Source organism: Bacillus swezeyi (genome assembly GCF_001969815.1).
Taxonomy (GTDB): domain Bacteria; phylum Bacillota; class Bacilli; order Bacillales; family Bacillaceae; genus Bacillus; species Bacillus swezeyi.
The window spans coordinates 88,338-108,481 of record NZ_MRBK01000019.1 but is presented as its reverse complement, the minus strand read 5'-3'; the positions used below and the strand labels follow the sequence as shown (position 1 = coordinate 108,481).

General features: G+C 47.6%; 15 protein-coding genes. 2 read left to right on the top strand and 13 right to left on the bottom strand.

Annotation, left to right across the window (positions count from 1 at the left end; genetic code table 11):
• Positions 1–3 precede the first annotated feature (3 nt).
• The 4 genes from BTA30_RS16130 to proG all read right to left on the bottom strand — a co-directional run bounded on the left by BTA30_RS16130 (position 4) and on the right by proG (position 3,738).
• Positions 4–966, bottom strand: a complete 963-nt coding sequence (locus BTA30_RS16130; RefSeq protein ID WP_076762327.1) for an ABC transporter permease — start codon at positions 964–966, stop codon at positions 4–6.
• 5 nt (positions 967–971) lie between these two features.
• Positions 972–1,898 (bottom strand): ABC transporter permease, encoded by a 927-nt coding sequence (locus tag BTA30_RS16125; protein ID WP_076762326.1) that lies wholly within the window; start codon positions 1,896–1,898, stop codon positions 972–974.
• 16 nt (positions 1,899–1,914) lie between these two features.
• Positions 1,915–2,739 carry a D-aminopeptidase DppA gene (dppA, locus tag BTA30_RS16120; RefSeq protein ID WP_076762325.1) on the bottom strand — a complete coding sequence of 275 codons (825 nt, stop codon included), beginning with the start codon at positions 2,737–2,739 and terminating at the stop codon, positions 1,915–1,917.
• A gap of 186 nt (positions 2,740–2,925) precedes the next feature.
• Complete coding sequence (gene proG, locus BTA30_RS16115; protein ID WP_076762369.1) at positions 2,926–3,738, bottom strand: pyrroline-5-carboxylate reductase ProG; 813 nt, start codon at positions 3,736–3,738, stop codon at positions 2,926–2,928.
• A gap of 169 nt (positions 3,739–3,907) precedes the next feature.
• On the opposite strand from proG, the gene BTA30_RS16110 reads away from it, so the two are divergent.
• On the top strand, positions 3,908–5,209 hold the full coding sequence (locus BTA30_RS16110) for a S1C family serine protease (RefSeq protein WP_076762324.1): 1,302 nt from the start codon (positions 3,908–3,910) through the stop codon (positions 5,207–5,209).
• Positions 5,210–5,303: 94 nt separating this feature from the next.
• On the opposite strand, the gene BTA30_RS16105 is transcribed toward BTA30_RS16110, so the two are convergent.
• Positions 5,304–6,257 (bottom strand): ring-cleaving dioxygenase, encoded by a 954-nt coding sequence (locus tag BTA30_RS16105; RefSeq protein ID WP_076762323.1) that lies wholly within the window; start codon positions 6,255–6,257, stop codon positions 5,304–5,306.
• Between the two features lie 378 nt (positions 6,258–6,635).
• Between BTA30_RS16105 and BTA30_RS16100 the strand changes: the two genes are divergently transcribed.
• Positions 6,636–7,961, top strand: a complete 1,326-nt coding sequence (locus BTA30_RS16100; RefSeq protein ID WP_076762322.1) for an APC family permease — start codon at positions 6,636–6,638, stop codon at positions 7,959–7,961.
• Positions 7,962–7,999: 38 nt separating this feature from the next.
• On the opposite strand, the gene BTA30_RS16095 is transcribed toward BTA30_RS16100, so the two are convergent.
• From BTA30_RS16095 to BTA30_RS16060, 8 genes are all read right to left on the bottom strand, one after another.
• Positions 8,000–8,887 carry a carbohydrate ABC transporter permease gene (locus BTA30_RS16095; protein WP_076762321.1) on the bottom strand — a complete coding sequence of 296 codons (888 nt, stop codon included), beginning with the start codon at positions 8,885–8,887 and terminating at the stop codon, positions 8,000–8,002.
• An 18-nt stretch (positions 8,888–8,905) separates the two neighbouring features.
• Positions 8,906–9,859 (bottom strand): ABC transporter permease, encoded by a 954-nt coding sequence (locus BTA30_RS16090; protein WP_076762320.1) that lies wholly within the window; start codon positions 9,857–9,859, stop codon positions 8,906–8,908.
• A 38-nt stretch (positions 9,860–9,897) separates the two neighbouring features.
• On the bottom strand, positions 9,898–11,358 hold the full coding sequence (locus BTA30_RS16085) for an extracellular solute-binding protein (RefSeq protein ID WP_411813165.1): 1,461 nt from the start codon (positions 11,356–11,358) through the stop codon (positions 9,898–9,900).
• 144 nt (positions 11,359–11,502) lie between these two features.
• The gene (locus BTA30_RS16080) at positions 11,503–14,109 is read right to left on the bottom strand and encodes an exo-rhamnogalacturonan lyase family protein (RefSeq protein ID WP_076762318.1); all 2,607 of its coding nucleotides are present in this window, start codon (positions 14,107–14,109) and stop codon (positions 11,503–11,505) included.
• A 187-nt stretch (positions 14,110–14,296) separates the two neighbouring features.
• Positions 14,297–16,282: a beta-galactosidase gene (locus BTA30_RS16075; RefSeq protein ID WP_076762317.1), complete on the bottom strand. Its 1,986-nt coding sequence runs from the start codon at positions 16,280–16,282 to the stop codon at positions 14,297–14,299.
• A 2-nt stretch (positions 16,283–16,284) separates the two neighbouring features.
• Positions 16,285–16,929, bottom strand: coding sequence for a rhamnogalacturonan acetylesterase (locus BTA30_RS16070; RefSeq protein WP_076762316.1), 645 nt, complete (start codon positions 16,927–16,929; stop codon positions 16,285–16,287).
• Between the two features lie 376 nt (positions 16,930–17,305).
• Positions 17,306–18,043 carry an MBL fold metallo-hydrolase gene (locus tag BTA30_RS16065; RefSeq protein ID WP_076762315.1) on the bottom strand — a complete coding sequence of 246 codons (738 nt, stop codon included), beginning with the start codon at positions 18,041–18,043 and terminating at the stop codon, positions 17,306–17,308.
• A 115-nt stretch (positions 18,044–18,158) separates the two neighbouring features.
• Complete coding sequence (locus BTA30_RS16060) at positions 18,159–20,075, bottom strand: rhamnogalacturonan lyase (RefSeq protein ID WP_076762314.1); 1,917 nt, start codon at positions 20,073–20,075, stop codon at positions 18,159–18,161.
• Positions 20,076–20,144 lie beyond the last annotated feature (69 nt).

Sequence of the window (20,144 nt, the reverse complement as noted above, 5' to 3'; positions counted from 1 at the left end):
ACATCATGACCTCCTCAGCTTTGGATCTAACGCATCCTGCAGACCGTCTCCAAGAACGTTAAAGGCGAACATCGTTAATGAAATAAAGAAAGCTGGAAAAAACAGCCGCCACCAGTGCCCTGACAAAATAACAGGCAGACCGTCGTTCGCCATCACGCCCCAGCTGGCAAAGGGGGCTTGAATCCCCAAGCCAAGGAAGCTCAAGAAGGCTTCGGCAAATATGGCTGACGGCACTGTCAGCGTCATCTGGACGATGATCGCCCCCATCATGTTCGGAAGCAGATTCCGTCTGATAATCCGCCCCGTATTGGCACCGAAGGTTTGAGAAGCGAGAACATGTTCGTCATGCTTTACTTTTAAAACCTGCCCCCTGACGATGCGCGCCATGCCGACCCACCCGGTGACCGTCAGCGCAACGATAATCGTCCCCAGTCCGGGACCCATCAGCACCATGAGAAGAATGACGACCAATAAGTATGGGAGTCCGTGCAAGACCTCGATGATCCGCATCATGACATAATCGGTTTTGCCGCCTTTATAGCCGGCAATGCCGCCATAGAGAACACCGATTGCAAAATCGATCAAAGCTGCCATCACGCCGACAAAAAGAGAAATCCTTGCCCCATACCACGTTCTTGTAAAAACATCGCGGCCAAGCTCGTCCGTTCCGAACCAATGCTGCGGGGACGGCGGCAGGTTTTGCTGGGAGAGCGTCTGATGTGTGACGCTGTGGGGAGAAAAAATCGGACCGAGTACTGCCATGGCGAAGAGGAAGATCAAAATGCTTAAACCGGCCATCGCCAGCCTGTTCTTTCGTAAAATCCGCCAGGCATTCTGCCAGTATGAAAGGCTTGGCCTTACAACAGATTCGCTTTCACCCCTTTCCTGCTTCTTAGGCGAAAACCATTCATTCGGGATATGCCCGCCCGGCGGTGTGTCATTTTCCGTACGAACTGGGAGGCTCATATATCTCACCCTTTCTTATGCAGTTTAATGCGCGGATCTAGGATTCCGTAGGCCATATCGACTAAAAATAGCATAACGATGAGGATGATGCTGTAAAAGACGGTGGTCCCCATGATGACGGGATAATCGCGGGAATTGATGCTTTCAACAAAATATTTTCCCATTCCGGGAATGGCGAAGATTTTTTCTATAACGAAGCTTCCCGTTAAAATGGAAGCGGTTAGTGTCCCGAGAATCGTGATAATGGGCATCAACGCGTTTTTCAGCGCATGCTTCATGACGATTTTAAATGGAGAAAGCCCCTTTGCCCGCGCCGTCCGGATATAATCCTGGCTCAGCACTTCAATCATGCTGGAGCGGGTCAGCCGCGCGATAATCGCCATCGGTCCCATCGCCAAAGCGGCTGTCGGGAGCACCATATGCATCGGGCTCGTCCATGTCGAAGGCGGGAAGATGTTCCAGTTGACGGCAAACTGCTGAATGAGCAGAGTGGCCATAATGAAGTTCGGAACCGAAATGCCGAGCACCGCTATTGTCATCGCCAAATAATCGATGATGCCATTTTGGCGGAGAGCTGCGAAAATGCCGAGGGCTATTCCCGAAAAAACCGCGAGCACAAGCGCTGTCATCCCCAATTCAAATGAGACGGGAAAACCTCTTGACAACATATCGTTCACACTTTGTGAAGGCTGTTTAATCGACGGGCCGAAATCGAAAGCAATGATCGATTTCAAATAAATCAAATATTGCACAAAGAGAGGCTCATCTAAATGATAATAAGCCTCAAGGTTTCGCTGAACCGCTTCATTGGTATTTCGCTCCTCATTAAAAGGAGAGCCCGGAATCACTTTCATCATCACAAAGGTCAATGTCGTAATCACTAAAATGGTCACAAGCATCGAGAAAAACCGCTTCATGATGTAACCCGCCATTTTTCATCACACCTTCCTAGGAAAATGTCGTCCGCATCGCAAGTTCTGTCATGACAAGCATCGCTTGATAGGCTTCCAATATGTCTTTTGCTTGATAGCGGACAATCGTCGTTCCCGGTTTGATTTCAGTGCCCGGCATGAGATTCGCCCACTCCGCCTGGCCGTAGTTGGCAAATTCGATGCTCAGCACAGGTCTGTCCGGCGGTGTGAGCGGTCTGACCTTGTCCCTGTTTTGAATCGCATAAGCCGTCCGTTCCTTTAAAAGCCGCCCCGCTTTTTCCGGTGTCAGACATTTGACCGCCGATCGGGAAATTGTTTCTTTGACGGCTGCCGTCGTGACGTGCGGAATCAGCTCCTCCGCTTCTGCCGCCGCCTGACAGTCGCCGGCAACCATGATGACCGGAACGCCGTAATACCCGGCAACATAAGCGTTAAAACCCAGCTCTCCGACCGCTTGATCGTTTATGTAAAAATGTCTGACGCCGAAAATCATGCTATGCGACATCACACCTCTCATCGACGCTCTCGCATGATAACCGAGAAAAACCGCTCCCCCATATGTATCATCAAGCCCCTGAACCATCGAAAACGGCTTGACATCCCCTGAAATCAGCTGTGCCTCCGGGTGGAGACGCTCTATTAAAAGATTGTTCATTTTTGAATGGCTGTCATTGACAAGCACTTCCGAACAGCCGCTTTTAAATGCTTCTTCAATCACATAATTGGCCTCATCCGTCATGATCACCCGGCCCCGCTCATAATTGAGCTTGCTCGAATCGACAAACGTATCATCAGGAAGCCCGGAAATCCCCTCCATATCAACTGACATATACAGTTTCATAGAACCCCCCTTATGAAAAAACATCTCAAATTTTTTATTATTTTAAGAATATTCTAACAAATTATATTAGAATTTTAATAGGATTGCAATAACTCTTGGGAAATTTAGAAAATAAAGATAAGGATGGAAATGTAAAGAAATTTGTCGAGCGCACAAAAAAGGCTGCCCGGCCAGGCAGCCTCATGTCTAAGGCCGGACAGCTTCTTTTATTTCTGCGTACTTCTTCCCCGTACGTGCAAACAGCTCATCAAAAACCCCGGGCATGGCATTTTGAATGACCTCCGCCCCTTCGGCAGTGATGCCTCCTTTTGTCGCCACCCTTTGCAGCGTTTCTTCAAAAGTCATTTGCTTTTCCAATAAAAGTTTTCCCGTGCCAAGCAAAGAATGAATCAAGAATTCAAACGCTTCTTCTTTCGTCAGGCTGCTGTTTCTGACTGCGGATTGAGCGAATTCTTCAAATATCGCGGCGATAAAACCCGGGGACGAACTTGTTAAATTGCTCGCGGCATCAATATCACTCTCACAGATGTTTTTCACTTTGCTGAAAGCGGAGAGGTATCCTTCAAGCCGCTTCTTGCTGTCTTCCGCAACCCGTTCGCTATGTACGACAAGTGAAATGCCGATGCCCGTTTCAGATGTCAATGTCGGGATGTATCTCGTTATTTGCCGGTTTGTCCATGCGTGAAGCCGGTCAAGCGTCATTCCCGCGGCGATCGAAACAACGTGCGCATTTTCCTGAAGAAAGGGATTAATTTTCGTAAGCGTTTCTTTTACCGCCATAGGCGGAACACAGATGAAGATGAGCCCGCATTGTTTTGCGAGTTCCTCAGGCGATTGAAAGGAAACGTTTGGATAACGTTTTCTTAAAGTTTCCGTTTTTTCTCCGTTTGTCCTGGTGCTGACCAGCACCATTTCGTCAGCGATTTTTTCTTGTTCAAGGAGCTTGTCCGCAATCATGCGCGACATGCTCCCGTATCCGATGAAACCGATCTTTTTCAATGTTTTTAACACCTCTGTCATGTCGTATTGTAAAAATGCATAGGGTAGCACCCTATTTATTCTATCCTTTTTCTTTGACAATTTCCCACAATGTTTTCATGTTTATCCCACAGTCTTTGTTTATGATGGGTACATCAAAGGATATGATAACAATAGGAGCGTGGAGCATATGGAATATAACAGGGAACATCAACATGAAACCAAAAACGAAATCATCGTCTCTGATAAAAAGCCGAATCAAGCGTTAAAACAGGCGGAACAACAAAAACGAAAGCTTTCATGGATGACGCCGATCATCAGCGGCATCATTGGAGGAAGCCTCGTCCTCGGTGTAACGGCTTATCAGCACAGCAATGATGAAGCGGTTAATTCGTCCGTTCAGACCGAAACAAATCAAGCGGCCAATTCTTCTTCGACTGAGAACGCGGCAAAAACTGAAAACTTATCAAGCACAAGCTCTTCAGATGTTTCAGCAATGGTTGAGAATCTATCGCCGGCCATCGTCGGCATCTCGAATTACCAAAAACATACAGAAAACGATATGTTCGGCTTTGAAAGCAGCAGCAATAACGGCTCAGAAGAGGAAGAAACAGGAACGGGTTCGGGCGTCATTTATAAAAAAGCGAATGGAAAAGCATATATCATAACAAACAACCATGTCGTCGAAGGCGCCAATAAGCTGACGGTTTCCCTTTCAAACGGAAAAGAAGTGGAAGGCAAATTGGTAGGCAGCGACTCCTTGACAGACCTTGCCGTTGTCGAAATTTCCGCGGATCACGTTGAAAAAGTCGCCTCTTTCGGAGACTCGTCAAGCCTAAAGACAGGCGAATCAGTGGTTGCGATCGGCAACCCGCTCGGCAAAGACCTTTCCCGCACCGTCACACAAGGAATCATCAGCGGTGTTGACCGGACCGTTTCCGTCAATACGTCTGCCGGCGAAACCGAAATGAACGTCATTCAAACGGACGCGGCGATCAATCCCGGCAACAGCGGGGGCGCTCTTTTAAATACGAAAGGCGAGGTGATCGGCATCAACAGCATGAAGATCAGCGAATCCGGCGTAGAGGGCATAGGTTTTGCGATCCCAAGCGATGATGTCAAACCGATCGCCGAAGAACTGTTGTCAAAAGGAAAAATCGAACGCCCATTTATCGGTATCGGCATGATGGATCTTGAACAGGTTCCTGAAAACTATCAAACTGGAACGCTTGGATTAAGCAGCAGCCAATTGAACAAAGGCGTCTACATTCGCCAAGTCGCTTCAGGATCTCCGGCTGAAAAAGCGGGCCTTAAACAGGATGATGTCATCGTTAGCCTGAATGGAAAAGATACCGATACAGGAAGTACACTGCGCAACTTCCTTTACAAAAATACGAAAATCGGAGACACAGTAAAGGTGACCATCATCAGAAACGGCAAAACAATGACAAAACAAGTGACGCTTGACCAAAAAGAGGAAACAGCTTCTTAATGGAATCCCCCTTAAGGCTGTCGGCTTTGCCGATGGCCTCTTTTACATTTCAAAAAAAACCAAGGCCCGCCAAAGGCCTTGATCAGCTTTGTTTTTATTGAATCGGTTTAAGACGGGCTTCAATTTCTTTTCGTCTGTTTTCAAGGTATGGAGGCAGTGCAAGGCTTTGGCCCAGCTCATCAATTCCTTCATCAACGGCAAATCCCGGTCCGTCGGTTGAAAGCTCAAAGAGGATGCCGTTCGGTTCTCTGAAATAGAGCGCTTTAAAATAATAGCGTTCAACAATGCCGGAATTTGTGAAACCGTGTGAACTGATTTTTTCATACCATTTTTGCAGTTCTTCTTCATCTTTGACGCGGAATGCGACATGGTGGACGCTTCCTTTTCCGGGCCGCTCTCTTCTGAGACCCTTCGTTTCCGCAACATGGACCTCTGTCGCAGCTCCGCCTACTCCCGATTCAAAAATGATCAGCTCTTGATCGGTTCCTTCAAGCTTCTCTTCCGCGATTCGTTTAAAGCCAAGAATATCCGTCAGCACATCCGCCGTCGGCTGTGCATCAGGTACAGACAGTTCGACAGGACCAAGGCCTCTGATGGCATATTCCTCTGGGATGGCGCTGTTTTTCACAGGCACCCCATCGTCTTTTCCTTTTTCATCTGCGGCAAGAATGATATTTTGCCCTTCATGATCTAAAAAGCGGAGAATGCTCCGTCCCGCGCGCTGCGTAATCCTGCTTTGAACAACACCGAGTTCATCAAGCCGCTTTTGCCAAAAACCGAGCGCATCCTCGCCAGGCACCCGGAGTGATACAGATGAAATGCAGTTTGTTCCTTCCACACGGCGGGCAAGCATCGGAATCTCGAAAAACGTCAGATCTGAACCAGGTGTCGCTACCTCATCGCCGTAAAACAAATGGTACATCGTCGGATCATCCTGATTGACCGATTTCTTGATCAGTTTCATGCCGAGGCCTTTCACATAAAAATCGACATTTTTTTGAGCATTGGCTGTTAAAGCGGATACGTGGTGAATGCCATTCACTTTCATATCAAATCATCTCCTATTGATAACAGTGTGTGATTTCCCGAAGTCCTTTATGTGGATGATCACTATATATCTCGAATTCGAGATATTTCTCTTTATCAAAATAGGTGATTTCAATTGAAAAGTCAAACAAACCGTCTTTTCATCCGCCTTCTTGCGCTAAAAAAGCAGCACCACCAAAAACCTAACAATACGAATCGAAATAACCATTAAAGTTCGTATATAAACATCCATTCTCGAACTTTCAGCAATAAAACACACTGACAATGACAGGAAATACGAAAATCAGAAAATTTATTTTATTTTCGTTTTGAAAAAAAGGTATTACAATATAGAAATAGTTTTTTATAAAAAGATTATGAAGCAATGGGAGGCGGACAAATGAATGCAGAAACAAACGGACTAAAAAAAGAGATTGGCTTATTATTTGCGCTTTCTCTTGTCATAGGAACGATCATCGGCTCAGGTGTGTTTATGAAGCCCGGCAGTGTTCTTTCTTATTCTGGAAACGCCCAGATTGCGCTTTTCGCCTGGATTCTCGGAGGATTTTTGACGCTTGCGGGCGGATTGACCATCGCCGAGCTCGGGACACAAATTCCAAAAACAGGCGGACTGTACACGTATCTTGAAGAAATATACGGGGAATTTTGGGGCTTTTTGTGCGGCTGGGTTCAGATCATCATTTACGGACCGGCGATCATCGGCGCACTCGGATTATATTTCGGTTCGCTCATGGCCAACCTGTTTTCCTGGGACAAATCATGGGCCGCGCTTATCGGCATCGTTTCCGTCGCTTTTTTGTGCATCGTCAACATTATCGGAACAAAGTACGGCGGAGCGGTTCAGACGATCACAACGGTCGGAAAGCTGATTCCCATTGTATTTATTATCGTCTTTGGGTTATGGCAAGGCGATGAACATATTTTCAGCGCCGTCAGCAGCAGTATCGGCGGGCAGAATTTCGGCGCGGCTGTTTTGGCGACATTGTTTGCCTATGACGGCTGGATTCTCCTCGCAGCGCTAGGAGGGGAGATGAAAAACCCTGAAAAACTCCTGCCGAAAGCGATGAGCGGGGGCATATTGATTGTAACGGCCTGCTACCTGTTTATCAATCTGGCGCTGCTTCACATTTTACCGGCAGACCAAATCGTTAAGCTCGGTGAGAATGCGACAAGCACCGCGGCTTCGATGCTGTTTGGACCGCTTGGCGGAAAACTGATCTCCATCGGAATTATCGTCAGTATTTTTGGATGTTTAAACGGAAAGGTGCTGTCTTTTCCCCGCGTCATCTTTGCGATGGCCGAAAAAAATCAGCTCCCGTTTTCACGCTGGATCTCACATGTCCATCCGACATTCCATACGCCTTGGATTGCCGTGATCGTCCAGATCATGATTGCCGTTGTTTTAATGCTGATCAGCAATCCTGAAAAACTGTCAGAGGTTTCGATTTTTATGATCTACATCTTTTATGTCATGGCATTTTTCGCGGTGTTTATTTTGCGGAGGCGAAACAGCGGGATGGAGAGATCATACAGTGTGCCGCTTTACCCTTACCTGCCGATTGCGGCTATTGCGGGATCCTTGTTTGTCCTTTTAAGCACGCTGATAACAGACTTTTACAGCTGTCTGTGGTCAATTTTGATCGGCCTTGTAGGACTCCCGGTTTATGTTTGGATGAAAAAAAGAAATAGCGGCTCAGTCAGCTAAAGCCGCCCTGGGCTGCCGGAGACCTTCCGGCAGCCTTTTTATCCTTTTACAGATCCGATCAATATCCCTTTGGCAAAATGCTTCTGCAGAAATGGGTAAACCGCTAAAATCGGAAGTGTTGCAATGACGATGACGGCCAATTTGATCGACTGTTCCGGCGGCACCGTGCTTTCCATCATGTCATTCGTCGTCCCGGTCAGATCGGAAAGAATTGTGACCTGGCGCAGCACCATCTGCAGCGGCCATTTGGCGCTGTCATTTATATAAAGCAAGGCATGAAAAAAGTCGTTCCAGATGCCGACTGCATAAAACAGTGCGAAGGTTGCAATGATCGGCTTTGAAAGCGGAAGCGCGATTCTGAGAAATACGCCGATCTCCGAACAGCCGTCAATTTTGGCGGATTCTTCGAGCTCTTTCGGCAGCTGCTGAAAAAAATTTTTAATAATGATGAGATTGAACGGATTGATGGCCATCGGTAAAATCAAAGCCCAATAGGAATCAAGAAGTCCGAGCGATTTGACGACGATGTACGTCGGAATCATCCCGCCGCTGAACAGCATCGCAAAAATGACGAGATTCAGCAGTACGTTCCTCCCCTTGATATGCCGTTTGGCAAGTGGATATGCCATCGTAAACGTAAAAAAGAGCTGGACTACCGTTCCTACGACGGTAATTAACACGGATACCCCCATGCTTTTGATAAATGTCGGTGTTGAAAAAATATAGCGGTACGCATCCAGTGAGAATGTTTCAGGAAAGATAAAAAAGCTTCGTTCCGAAAGCTCGGCTTCTGTTGCAAAAGATCCGGCGATAATATAAAGAAAAGGCAAAACCGTCACAAGCCCCAAGCAGCCGAGAAACAACATATTAAACAAGTCGAACACCCGCCCGGCTTTCGTGTTATGGATCGATTCTGAACCGGTCATTCCACCCACCTCCATTTATTAAAACAGACCGTCCTGGTCAAATTTTTTCGCAATATAGTTGGCGCCGAAAATCAGGATGATGCCGACGACTGATTTAAAAAGACCGACTGCCGTACTGTAGCTGTAAGCCCCTTGGGTAATTCCGACAATATACACATACGTGTCAAAAATCTCCGCCACGCTTCGATTTAAAGAGTTGGTCATTAAAAAAATCTGCTCAAAACCGATGTTCAAAAAGCTTCCGATTCTTAAGATGAGGAGTACGACAATCGTGCTTCTGATGGCCGGCAGCGTAATGTGCCACATTCTTCTGAAGCGCCCGGCACCATCCATCACGGCTGCTTCATATTGCTCCTGATCAACCGCAGCAAGCGCTGCCAAAAACAAAATCGTTCCCCACCCCGTCTCCTTCCATATGCTTTGCAGCACGATCATCGGCCTGAACCATTCGGGATCAGAGAGAAAGGAAATCTCTCCGCCCGTTATATTCTGAAGCATTTTATTGATCACGCCGGTATCAACTGTAAAAAAGACAAATGTCATGCTGACGACGATCGTCCATGATACAAAGTGCGGTACGTAAATAAATGTCTGAATACATCTTTTGTAAATGGCATGCCTCAATTCATTCAGGAGAAGCGCGACAATCAGCGGCGCCGGAAACGCAAAAATCAAATCGAGTGCGGCCAGCATAAGCGTATTGTACAGCAGGCGGAAGAAATCGGGATTCATAAAAAAGTCCTTAAAATACTCGAATCCGACCCAATCGCTCTGCCAAAAGCCGAGATATGGAGAGTAATCTTTGAAAGCGATCAATACGCCCCACATCGGCCAATATTTAAAAATGAGAAAATATAAAACACCTGGAACAAGCAGAAGGTAAAGCCATTTATCCCGTCTTACGGCTGTCAGCCAATTTGTTTTCCTTTCTGTCTTTACAGCGGCCTTCTCCGTTTTTGTGACGATTTCCATATGCTGCATCCCCCTTTCATCTCATCCTCGGAGATGGCCTATTTAGTCTGCTGATACAGTTGATTAAGCTCTTTAATCAGCTCTTCGCCGCCGCTTTTATACCAAAGCTGGACGGCATCCTGAAAACCTTTTTCATCAATGTCTCCAATAATAAACTGTGTTTTCGCGTCAAGAATGATATTGTCGAGCTGTGCGCCTTTTTGGGTGTATACATCTGAAACGAGCGATTCAGCAGGATTGAAGACGGCGATTTTTTCCCCTTCTTTGATGATTTGTTCACGGTGCTGGAACAGCTTGGACGTTTGTTCTTCAATATAGTACCTTCGTTCCGGAATACCCATGCTGAATTGAGCCAGCCCTTCATGCTCGTAAAGGAGTTTTTTATTATTTTTTTCATAGGATGTGAATGTTCCGTCATCAAGCTTATAATTGCGCCCTTCCACTCCGTTGTTGACAATGATCTGCGCCTCTTCATCATTCATTTGGTCAAGGAAGCTCAAAACCTTCTTCAGTTCTTTTTCCGTTTTGACGCTCTGTTTCGGGATCGCGATCATACCCGCATAGCCGGACGTCGGGAACGTATAGGTTCCCTTCGGCCCTTCAACCGTTCCGATGACATCGATCACATCTTTATTTGCAGGATCAGCTTCCTCCAATGCGCTTTGGATTTGCGAGGCTCTTGAACCCGTATCGACGATCACGCCCGCTTTTCCTTTGACGACTGGATCATTCCACTTTGCCGAATCCATCACAGCAAAATCTTTATTGATCAGCCGTTCATCATAAAGCTTTTTAAAGAACCGCAATGCCTCCATATATTCGTCTGTTGTAAAGTCGGGGACGAGCTCTCCATTCTCATCTACGCCATAGCGGTTCGGCGCGCCGAACCAAGTCTGCATGATATCCCACGGACTTCCGTTGCCGAGCCCCATCCATTTTGGCACAACCATCCCGTACGTATCATCTTTGCCATTCCCGTCAGGATCTTTTTCTTTAAACGCTTTCAGCACTTCATAAAAATCATCGATCGTTTTCGGCATGTCGAGCCCGACATGTTTAAGCCAGTCGGTTCTGATGATGATGGAGGCTCTGATCAGATCTCTTGCCCTGTATATGCCGTAAACCTTACCGTTGATTGAGCTGTTCTTCATGACTTTTTCATCAGCCTTGCCGAGGTTTGGATAATCTTTTAAGTATGGGGTAAGCTCCCAGAACGCTCCGGATTTGACTGACTTGATAAATCCGGGCGACTTATCCGTCACGACGATGGCGTGCGGCAAATCTCCTGACGCCATGACAATGTTAAATTTATCGTTATAGGAAGAGTTAGGAACCCATGTCACGTTAATTTGTTTTTTCGTATATTTTTCGAGCGCTTTTAACGATGGGCTGTTTTCTCCCGGACTTTCCGGCGAAAGGAGCGGCGCCATAATGCGGATGGCGTCCTTTTCCTTCTCATTGCCATTTTGTTTAGATGTTTCGTTCGAACTGCATCCCATGAGAAGAAAAAAGACGGCGGACGAGACCAGCCACTTTTTTCCCCCGTATTTCAGCTTCGGCATTTTATGATTCCCCCTTTATTATTTAAACTAAATTTAAAGCGCTTACATTTTTCCGGCAATCTTCATTTTTTGCCTGCCGTTTCACCGCACTGCTCCTGATTTGCAAGCGATCACCTTTTCTTGCATCTCTTGACTCGGCAGCATATCGCCGAGCAGCTCCAGCACCGCAATTGTGTTTAAACACCATTGTGATATGCAGTTCGTCGTCACCCAGGGAATTTCCGCTAGACTCTTCCAGCAGTCCGCCTGTTTCGGTGCAATCGGCAGCGGTGTATGGCTTTGTTTTTCATCAAGCAACAGGCGCCACGCTTTTTCGGCGAGCTCCCGGTCTTGATTCCGATGTGCTGCATATGCGGCCATTAGAGCGGCAAACATCGGCCAATGGAACAAATCATCATGGAGCTTCCCTCCGCTTCTGCGGCGCTTCTCTTCATCGCTGAGCAAATAAAATTCGCCAAATTCGCCAAGCATCTCATTCCATTCTTCATCTTCCAAGAGCCCGGACAGCTCCATCCACACTTGCGGAGCACCGAAAGCGATGACCATGTGATATCCGCCCTCATTTCCGTCCCCCATATGAAACAGATGTGCATTTGCCGGATCATAGCCAAACGTCGGGCCTGATAATAAACGAAGCGGCAGCGCTTTAAGCTGGCTGATCCCCTTCTCGATTTTTGCCAAATATGCCGTGTCACCCGTCCGTTCCCATTGTGTCAGCCAGTTGGAACAAAATGCCGTCCAATCTGGACCGACTCTTGCGTGCGTTGGAAACGCACCTTTTGGATAATACGCTCTCATCGGGTCCAGCCGCTTTAGAGCTGTGTCAGCATCCTTCACTTCGGTTAAAATGTCGCCGATGCGTTCATCCGCCGTCAAAAAATAATACGTTTTATGGAGTCCGGCCATACTGATTCTCGCTTCTTTGCAGCCGCAGCCCCAGTGAAGGACATTGTGCCTTGATCCGAGCCCTTTGTATTCCCCGAAATGGTAGCAGTCAACCTCGCTTGTATGACGCGTCATCGCTTCTGCCATTCGAAAAACATCTTCCCTTCCCGACCTGAGAAACGTCTGCCAAAGCCATAGATTCGGGACGAGTTCCGTGTTTTGCCAGGCATAGCCGCCGAGGTCATACCGCCACACATGCCGGACGGAGTCATACGTATGCATTACATCTCCGTAATGCCAATACCCGTACCAGCTGCGCTGATCAACTTCGTTTTTATAAAATTGGAAAGCCTCGTCAAGCTGTTCTTCAAGCACCGCTTGAAATGGTCCGCTTTTATCTTTCAAACTCCACATCCCTAAAGCGCGGGTTTTGTAATAATAATCAGGATCGCAAATTAAAAGCGGGGGATTTTGCCATTCATCCGCCAATACATCCAGTTCTTCATGGCTTGGCGGCTTTGTAAAACATTTGAGATTGACTTCGCTTGTATTGGCGATACCGAAGGCTGTTGAGCGCATTTCCGAAAAGCCTTCATAGGCGCTTTCAACATGGCTCTCCTTTGAATAGTGGCGGAAATCCATCGCTTCAGCTTCAGGAGGCCAAAACCATACCGTCAATTTCGTTTCATCAGCAGCAAGTCCTGACGTTTCAAGTGAAGACGGATATTTTTCAAAAAAATCCCTTAGCCCCAAGGCGATTCCGCCGTTTTCTCCTCCCGCATACATCAGCCCGTTCGCTCTCCCGCCATGAATCGCATCGACCCAAGCGCAATCCCGATCAGTCCGTTTCTTTACACTGTAGTGAAGAGGAGAATCTTGAACAAGCTTAAAATCATTCCAAACGGCATTGCGACTGGCATCGCGAATCAATGCAGAGGAATCGGCATCTTCCCTTACCGGCTGTCCGGCAATTTGTTTTTCATAAAACCCGTTTGCTTCGTTAAACCTTCTTGTAACAAGCAGCTGAGCCGGCTCACTATAAATCCCGCTGTCCGCTGCATACCGTATGTGCCGATTCCGCGGCTCTCCCTTGAAAACGGCGAAACATTCAAGGCCGAGCCCTCTCACCCATTCATGTTCGGCATCACTGTCGATGAAAACCGTGTGCATGATCCTGATAGCCGATACACCGGCATAAAATGAAATCCTGACGGCAAACGGCAGCCATGTCTTCTCCCGGCCACCGCCCCGGTGAACCCCCTCAGCCTTGATGACCGCTTTAACCGGACCGTTTTGTTCAACTGTCACCTTATTGATCATGCTCTCAAACCGTTCAATTTGATATGTCCTGTGTGAATCTGTACCGGTCCTTTTTTCTATCAGAGCGATGAGCCGTCCGGTTTTCGCCATCATTTCCCCGGAAATGGAAATCGAGCTGAACAATGAGGAGCCTGTTTTCTCCAGTTTGCAGACCATCTCCCCGGTGTTGACTGTTATGCTGTCTTCCTCCTCTGTTATGTGAAGGGTGTGTTCAGTTGTTTGAAGCTTTCCTTTATGCAGAGAAAAACGGCTCCCGCTTTCTTCTGTGAAAACAGCGGCATGCCCCGTCCATTTCACAGAGCCGTCCGGCCAATATCCCAGCGGCCATGTCTGTAAAAGCGGAGCGCTGTTGTTCGAATCGGTGATGGTGATCTCATCTTCTTTTTGCAGCACGCCTTTTCCCCAAGGAACTCCCCATGTTACGCCGCCCGAGGCAGGCGGTGATTTCAGCCATTTTACTTCAGCCTGTGCCTTCACAAGCATTCCTCCTTTCCCTTTAAAGCTTTTGTCAGTCTGTATTTTCCCTTTCCGGCATTTTGACCGTCAATGGTCTTTTTTTGCCCGAGACAGGCAGTGTATTTTCTCCTTTTTTGCGAAATAGCCCTTCTTTTGTTTCTTTAAAGGAAGCAAAAGAAAAGCCGCCGACAATGTCAGCGGCTTTGCGCTCTATTTATTTCGGAAACTGAATCACACGGTATTCATACGGTGTGAGCTTCAAGCGGTTTGCCGACCGCTCGCCTGATATCAGGTCGGTGCCATCCTCAGGAAGCGTCACTTCTCCTCCTTTGCCGTCCATATTGACGACCACCCAGACAATGCCGTCCGGCCCTCTCCGCGGAGCGACGATCGTACCGGGCGTAGCATCCGTTCCCTGTGTGACACCGGCTTCTTCGGCATAATGGCTGATCAGCTTTTTCAGCATGATATCTCCGGCTTCCCCTGCAGGCATGGAGCCGAGCATGACGATTTTTCCTTTTCCGCGTTTATGCTCTGTTATGAATGCCTTGCCGGGCGCCGCCCCTTTTTCGATGATACCGACCGCCTCAGCATGACCGGATTCAAAAACAGCGCTCCATAGGCTCAGCGGCGCCTTGACACCAAAAGCTTTTCCGATTGTGTTCCGTTCATCCATCGGATAAGTAAAGAGTGTTTTTACACCGGCGCATTTTTCTAAATCCCCCAACCCGCAATCTGTGTGAATCGTATGATGTTCCGTTCTCCCTCCTGTCAAAGGGCCCGCTATCCAGATTCCGCCGTTTTCTGTAAATGCTGATGCCTTTTCGATAAATTCAGGCGGCAAATAATGAATAAATGGCGTAAACAGCAGTTTATATCCGTCAAGCGGGCTCCCTTCCAAAATGACGTCCCTGTGGATGCCCAATGATAAAAACCGTTCATAAAATTCGGTAATAAGCGCCCTGTAATGGAGGCGGCGGTGGGGCTCCGTTTTTAATAACACCTTCGCACGGTCTGAATAGACGACAGCCGTTTCTGCCTGGACGGGAACAGTCGCCAGCATGATGTTCTCGATCTCTTTTCTGGCGCGCTCGACTTCAAGTACGTTCCGATACCCTACATCCGGCTCCCCCCATGCGCTGAGGACGGCACCGTGCGGCTGTTCAGAACCCGCTCTCTGCTGCCGCCACAGCCAATAGCAGAAGGCGGCTCCTCCCAGGGCATAGGATGACACTGCTTCGGCTTTCAAATAGCCGTTTTCATGCGGCAGAGCATAGCTTTCAAGTGAAGCGCTGTAAGAAGGGCTTGTTTCCATAATCCAAAAAGCCCGCCCTTTTTTTATGTTTCTCCATAAATCACAGTTAAACAAAAAGGCAGCGCTGTTCTCTTGGGTGGCATACGTATCAAAAGATGCAAAGTCAAGGCCTCTGAACAGTTCTTCATTATTCACGCCGAACATAACACTGCTGTTATGGGTGATCGGCGCATCAGAGTAAGACCTGATGACTGCTGCTTGTTCACATGCAAACTCGGCGATTTTTTCCATTGAAAACAGCTGATACATCGTCCTTAAAGAAGAGTTGTGTAAAAACGGTGTCAGACCGGGCTGCGGGACTTGATCAAAGCGCTGGTATGTTTCACTCCAAATATCAGTTCCCCACGCTTCGTTGAGGCGGTCAATCGACTGATAACGCTCCTTTAGCCATTTGTGCCACAATGTTTTGCACGTTTCACACATGCATTCTGTGACATGGCATTTGAATTCATTGTCAAGCTGCCAGCCGGCAAGTCCAGGCAGACCGCCGATTTCTTTGGCAATGTGCTCGGTGATCAGCCGGGCCCGCTCTCTGAAATATGGATGGTTTGTACAGACATGCTGTCTAGAACCATGCCCCATCGTCTCCCCTTTTTCATTCACATGCAGTCTTTCCGGGTGTCCGTGGGTAAGCCAAATCGGCGGAGTCGGGGTCGGTGTGCACATCACGGTTTCAATTTGATTATCATAAAGCTTTTTGATCACGTTCACAAAAAAGCCGACATCGATTTCCCCTTCCTCAGGCTCCATTTTCGACCAGGCAAACTCTCCGATTCTGACGACATTGATCCCCGTTTCTTTCATCATTCTGATATCTTCTTCAAGAACCGATTCATCCCATAATTCGGGATAAAAGCAGGCGCCGTGATACAGTTTTCTGTTCATTTTCACACCGTCTTTTTTACAAATGGCAGACTGAGCTCCTGAATGCCGGCTGACACGAGCTTCGCCATTTTCCGGGCGCCTTTTTTGGTGAAATGGGTGTAATCGTTGACATTTTCTGAAATCATGAAATATTTAAAAATCTCACTGTAGCCTTTTTCGGCAAAATGCTGGAGGCTTTTATCCATCAAATCGATTAAGCGGACATTTTCTTCATCCGCCACCTGTTTCATGGCAATGCAATAGTCGGGAAAATCGTTCAAAAAGACGCCGTCCTTGTAATGAAGCCTTGCCACAGGGGTTATGAGAAGCGGTTCGGCACCTTTTTGGCGCGCCCCTTCGACATACATTTTTAAGTATTGTTTATAAGTCGTATACGGCTCAGTATAACGCTCAGGTTTATCTTTCGATGCATCATTGTGCCCCATTTGTACGAACAGCCAGTCGCCTTTTTTGATCACATCTAAAATCGAGGCGAGCCTTCCTTCTTCAACAAAGGTTTTTGAACTCCGGCCTCCGATCGCCCGATTGATCACCTGTACATCTCCCGTCAAATAGGATTGGAGAAATTCACCCCAGCCTCCCTGCGGCGAGTCTGCCTGATAATTTTGCACTGTCGAATCACCGGCCAAATAAATGCTGATTGTCAATATGACCACTCCTTTTCATAAAAAATCTTTTCTATCCTGCCGAGTTTCATTTGAAAAACCAGGTGACCCTATCGCAACAACATTTTCTTCGATCTGCTCGGCTTTGCTTGCCCCGATTCAAACTGAAGTGACTCGGGGATCTTTTAAAAGCCAGGCTATGCTTCAGCCCCGAACGTCCGCAGCGGTTATATACCAAATTTTTATAACGGTTGCCATTTACCTGATACTCCATATTCGTCCCCTTTTCCCCTGGAATGAAATCGCTTACCATTCATTTTATGGGAGCAGGTTTCAGTTCACAATCATACTTTTTTGCTTTACATAGAAAGATAGCGGCTAACAGCCGCTCCATCCATCTTTTTATTTTTACAGTAGGTTACGAGTTTGCCTGATTCATGATCTCCCTGATCCGTTCTTTAGGGTCTCCTTCAACAGCTCCGCCGTGATAACAGATCACCCTGTTGATATCGAATGGCAAAAGTTTCTCAAGCGATTGGACCGCCTGCTTCATATCGGGTGTCACCTTAGGAATGGGCGGCTGTAAAATGCCTTCGGAACAAACCAATGCATCGCCCGTAATTAATGTTTTGCTTTTTTTCAAATAAAGGCTGATATGACCGTCTGTATGCCCAGGTGTAGCGATGACCTGAATGCCGCCGCAAAACGGCAGCTCCATTCCGTCTTCCAAAAGGCGGTCAATTTTTGCCTTCGGCGGATTTTCATATATAGTGAGAAGATCTTTCGGCAATGCTTGTTTTGTCTCATCGTCTATCTTCCCCGGATCTGTTTTCAGCAGTGGACGCTCGCCTTCAATATACGGCTTTTCAAGCTTATGGGCATAGCTTTTCGCCCGTCCGTCCGCTTCCTGTAAAAGATCAGGAAGATTGCCGATGTGGTCAATATCTTGATGCGTCAAAACAACCGCCTTCAGCATCCCTAAGGAGATTCCCGTGCCGCTCAGCCCCTTAAGGATTTGGTCAAGTTGCCCCGGCATGCCGGTGTCAATTAAAACGGCGTCTTCCTCATCCCATACAAGCACCGGATTCAGTACAATTTTATGGCCAAAAGCTTCGCTGCCCAATTCAAGCATCTCAAGCCCATCTGATAGTCTCATCGGTTCATCCGCTCCTTACGCTAAAATGGCATACAGCTTTACTGTACATCAAATAGATTAATAGCGGATTTATATTTTGTCAAATAAATATTTTATTATACCACACTTTATAATTTTAGTCAATATATTTTTGTTCACCATCATTAAATGTGGATTTTCCATTAGCAGAAACTGTATAAATATTCGGCTGGGGCGGTTTTTTCATCCCTGTCCCCAAATAAAAGCCCGGGTGCGGCGGCTGATTGTAAGCAACATTTTGCCAGGCGACCGCCAAACGATAGACAGGATCATGCATGAACGTATAAAAACGGTGTTCAGTCAATTCAGTTGTTGTATAAATTCGCAACGCATCGCTTTCTGCCGTTCTGAACATCACGTCTTCCCGCCAATCGCCAAATATATTCGCCTGAAGAACAGGCGTCCCTTTCGTCCAGTTGTTGGAAAGCGTTCCTTCAGCTGTGAGAAGATTGATCAGCCTGCCGCAGTGATAGTCCCACTTATCAATTTTCGGCACGCCTTCGGGCTCTTTCCAATCGTGGTCAAGCAGTTCACGGAGCAGATCCCCGTCCCACCAAATCGCAAAATTGGCTGAGACCGGGGGCGCATCGCTGATTTTTTCTCCCTTACACGTATATAGGCCGTATGAATGTCCTTCACTTCCAGGAGGATCGATCGCCCAAACAAGTGCGCCTTGATAGCGGGGATCGATATGCGCCGCCATTCCCCGTCCGACATCAGTATCGGCAGGGATGCCCCAAAGAACCTCACCTGTTTCCGCATCGCGGAAAGACAGGCCGTAAGGAAGGCGCGGATCTTCATGAACTTGAAAAACTTCAAGCCCCGGCCTATCAGGGTCAAGGTCGCTCAGGTGCATCGCATCCCCGTGTCCAAGCCCGGTCGTATAAAGTCCTGTTCCGTCATGATCGACGGCCATTGCACCGTAGATGACTTCATCCTTCCCATCGCCATCCACATCGGCAACGCTGAGGCTGTGATTCCCCTGTCCGGCATATGCGGCATATTCAGGCTTGTCACTGTCAAAGGTCCATAGCTTGGTTAGCCGGCCGCCGCGGAAGTTATAAGCAGCAAGCACTGTTCTTGTGTAATAGCCGCGTGCCATCACCAAACTCGGCCTTTCTCCATCCAAATAGGCAATACCGGCAAGAAACCGGTCCATTCGGTTGCCGTAGCCGTCTCCCCAGTCTTCAAGCCTGCCGCGCGGCGGATCATAATCGACGGTCACCAATTCCTCGCCCGTTTCACCAGCAAAAATGGACAAGTATTCAGGGCCTGATAAAATCCTCCCTTGCTCATTTCTGTAATCAGCATTATGATCACCGATTACCCTGCCTGTCCCGTCCATCGTCCCGTCAGCCGTTTTCATGGCGATTTCCGCTTTTCCGTCACCGTCAAGATCATAGACCATAAACTGGGTATAATGGGCGCCAGCGCGGATGTTTTTCCCGAGGTTGATTCTCCATAAAAATGTGCCGTCAAGCTTATAGGCGTCTATGAACACTTCACCGGTATAGCCGTTATGGGCATTGTCTTTTGAATTGGACGGATCCCATTTGAGCACGATTTCATATTCGCCGTCACCGTCAAGATCGCCGATGCTGGCGTCATTAGCGCTGTATGTGTAAGCTTTGCCGTCAGGGGCCGTCCCGCCTAACGGCTTATTGAGCGGAACATCCATATACGGCTTCTTCCAGACGGACGTTTCTTTTGATTTCGCGCACTCTTTCCCACGAAGAATCGATTTGACGAAATAGACGGATTTTTCATCGCCGTGTTCGTCGAGATAATTGGTTGATGATGAAATGGGGCTGGCATTGATTCGCGTTCCATCGCGATAAATGTTAAAGGCTGTTTCATGAGGATCTGTCCCCAGCAATCTCCAGCTGATGAAAACGCCTCTTTCTGTTTTCACTGCAATAAGACCTCGGTTTAAGCACTCCATTTGCCTCGGCTTAGCCGCTGTTTTGTCTTGGTGAAAGCCTTCGGCAGCCAGGCTGTCTTCTGCACTCTTCATCGCCAGCTCTCCTTTCGGTTTTGGCTGATCGGGAGAATCATTTGTATGATTCCCCCGACGGCTGTCTGC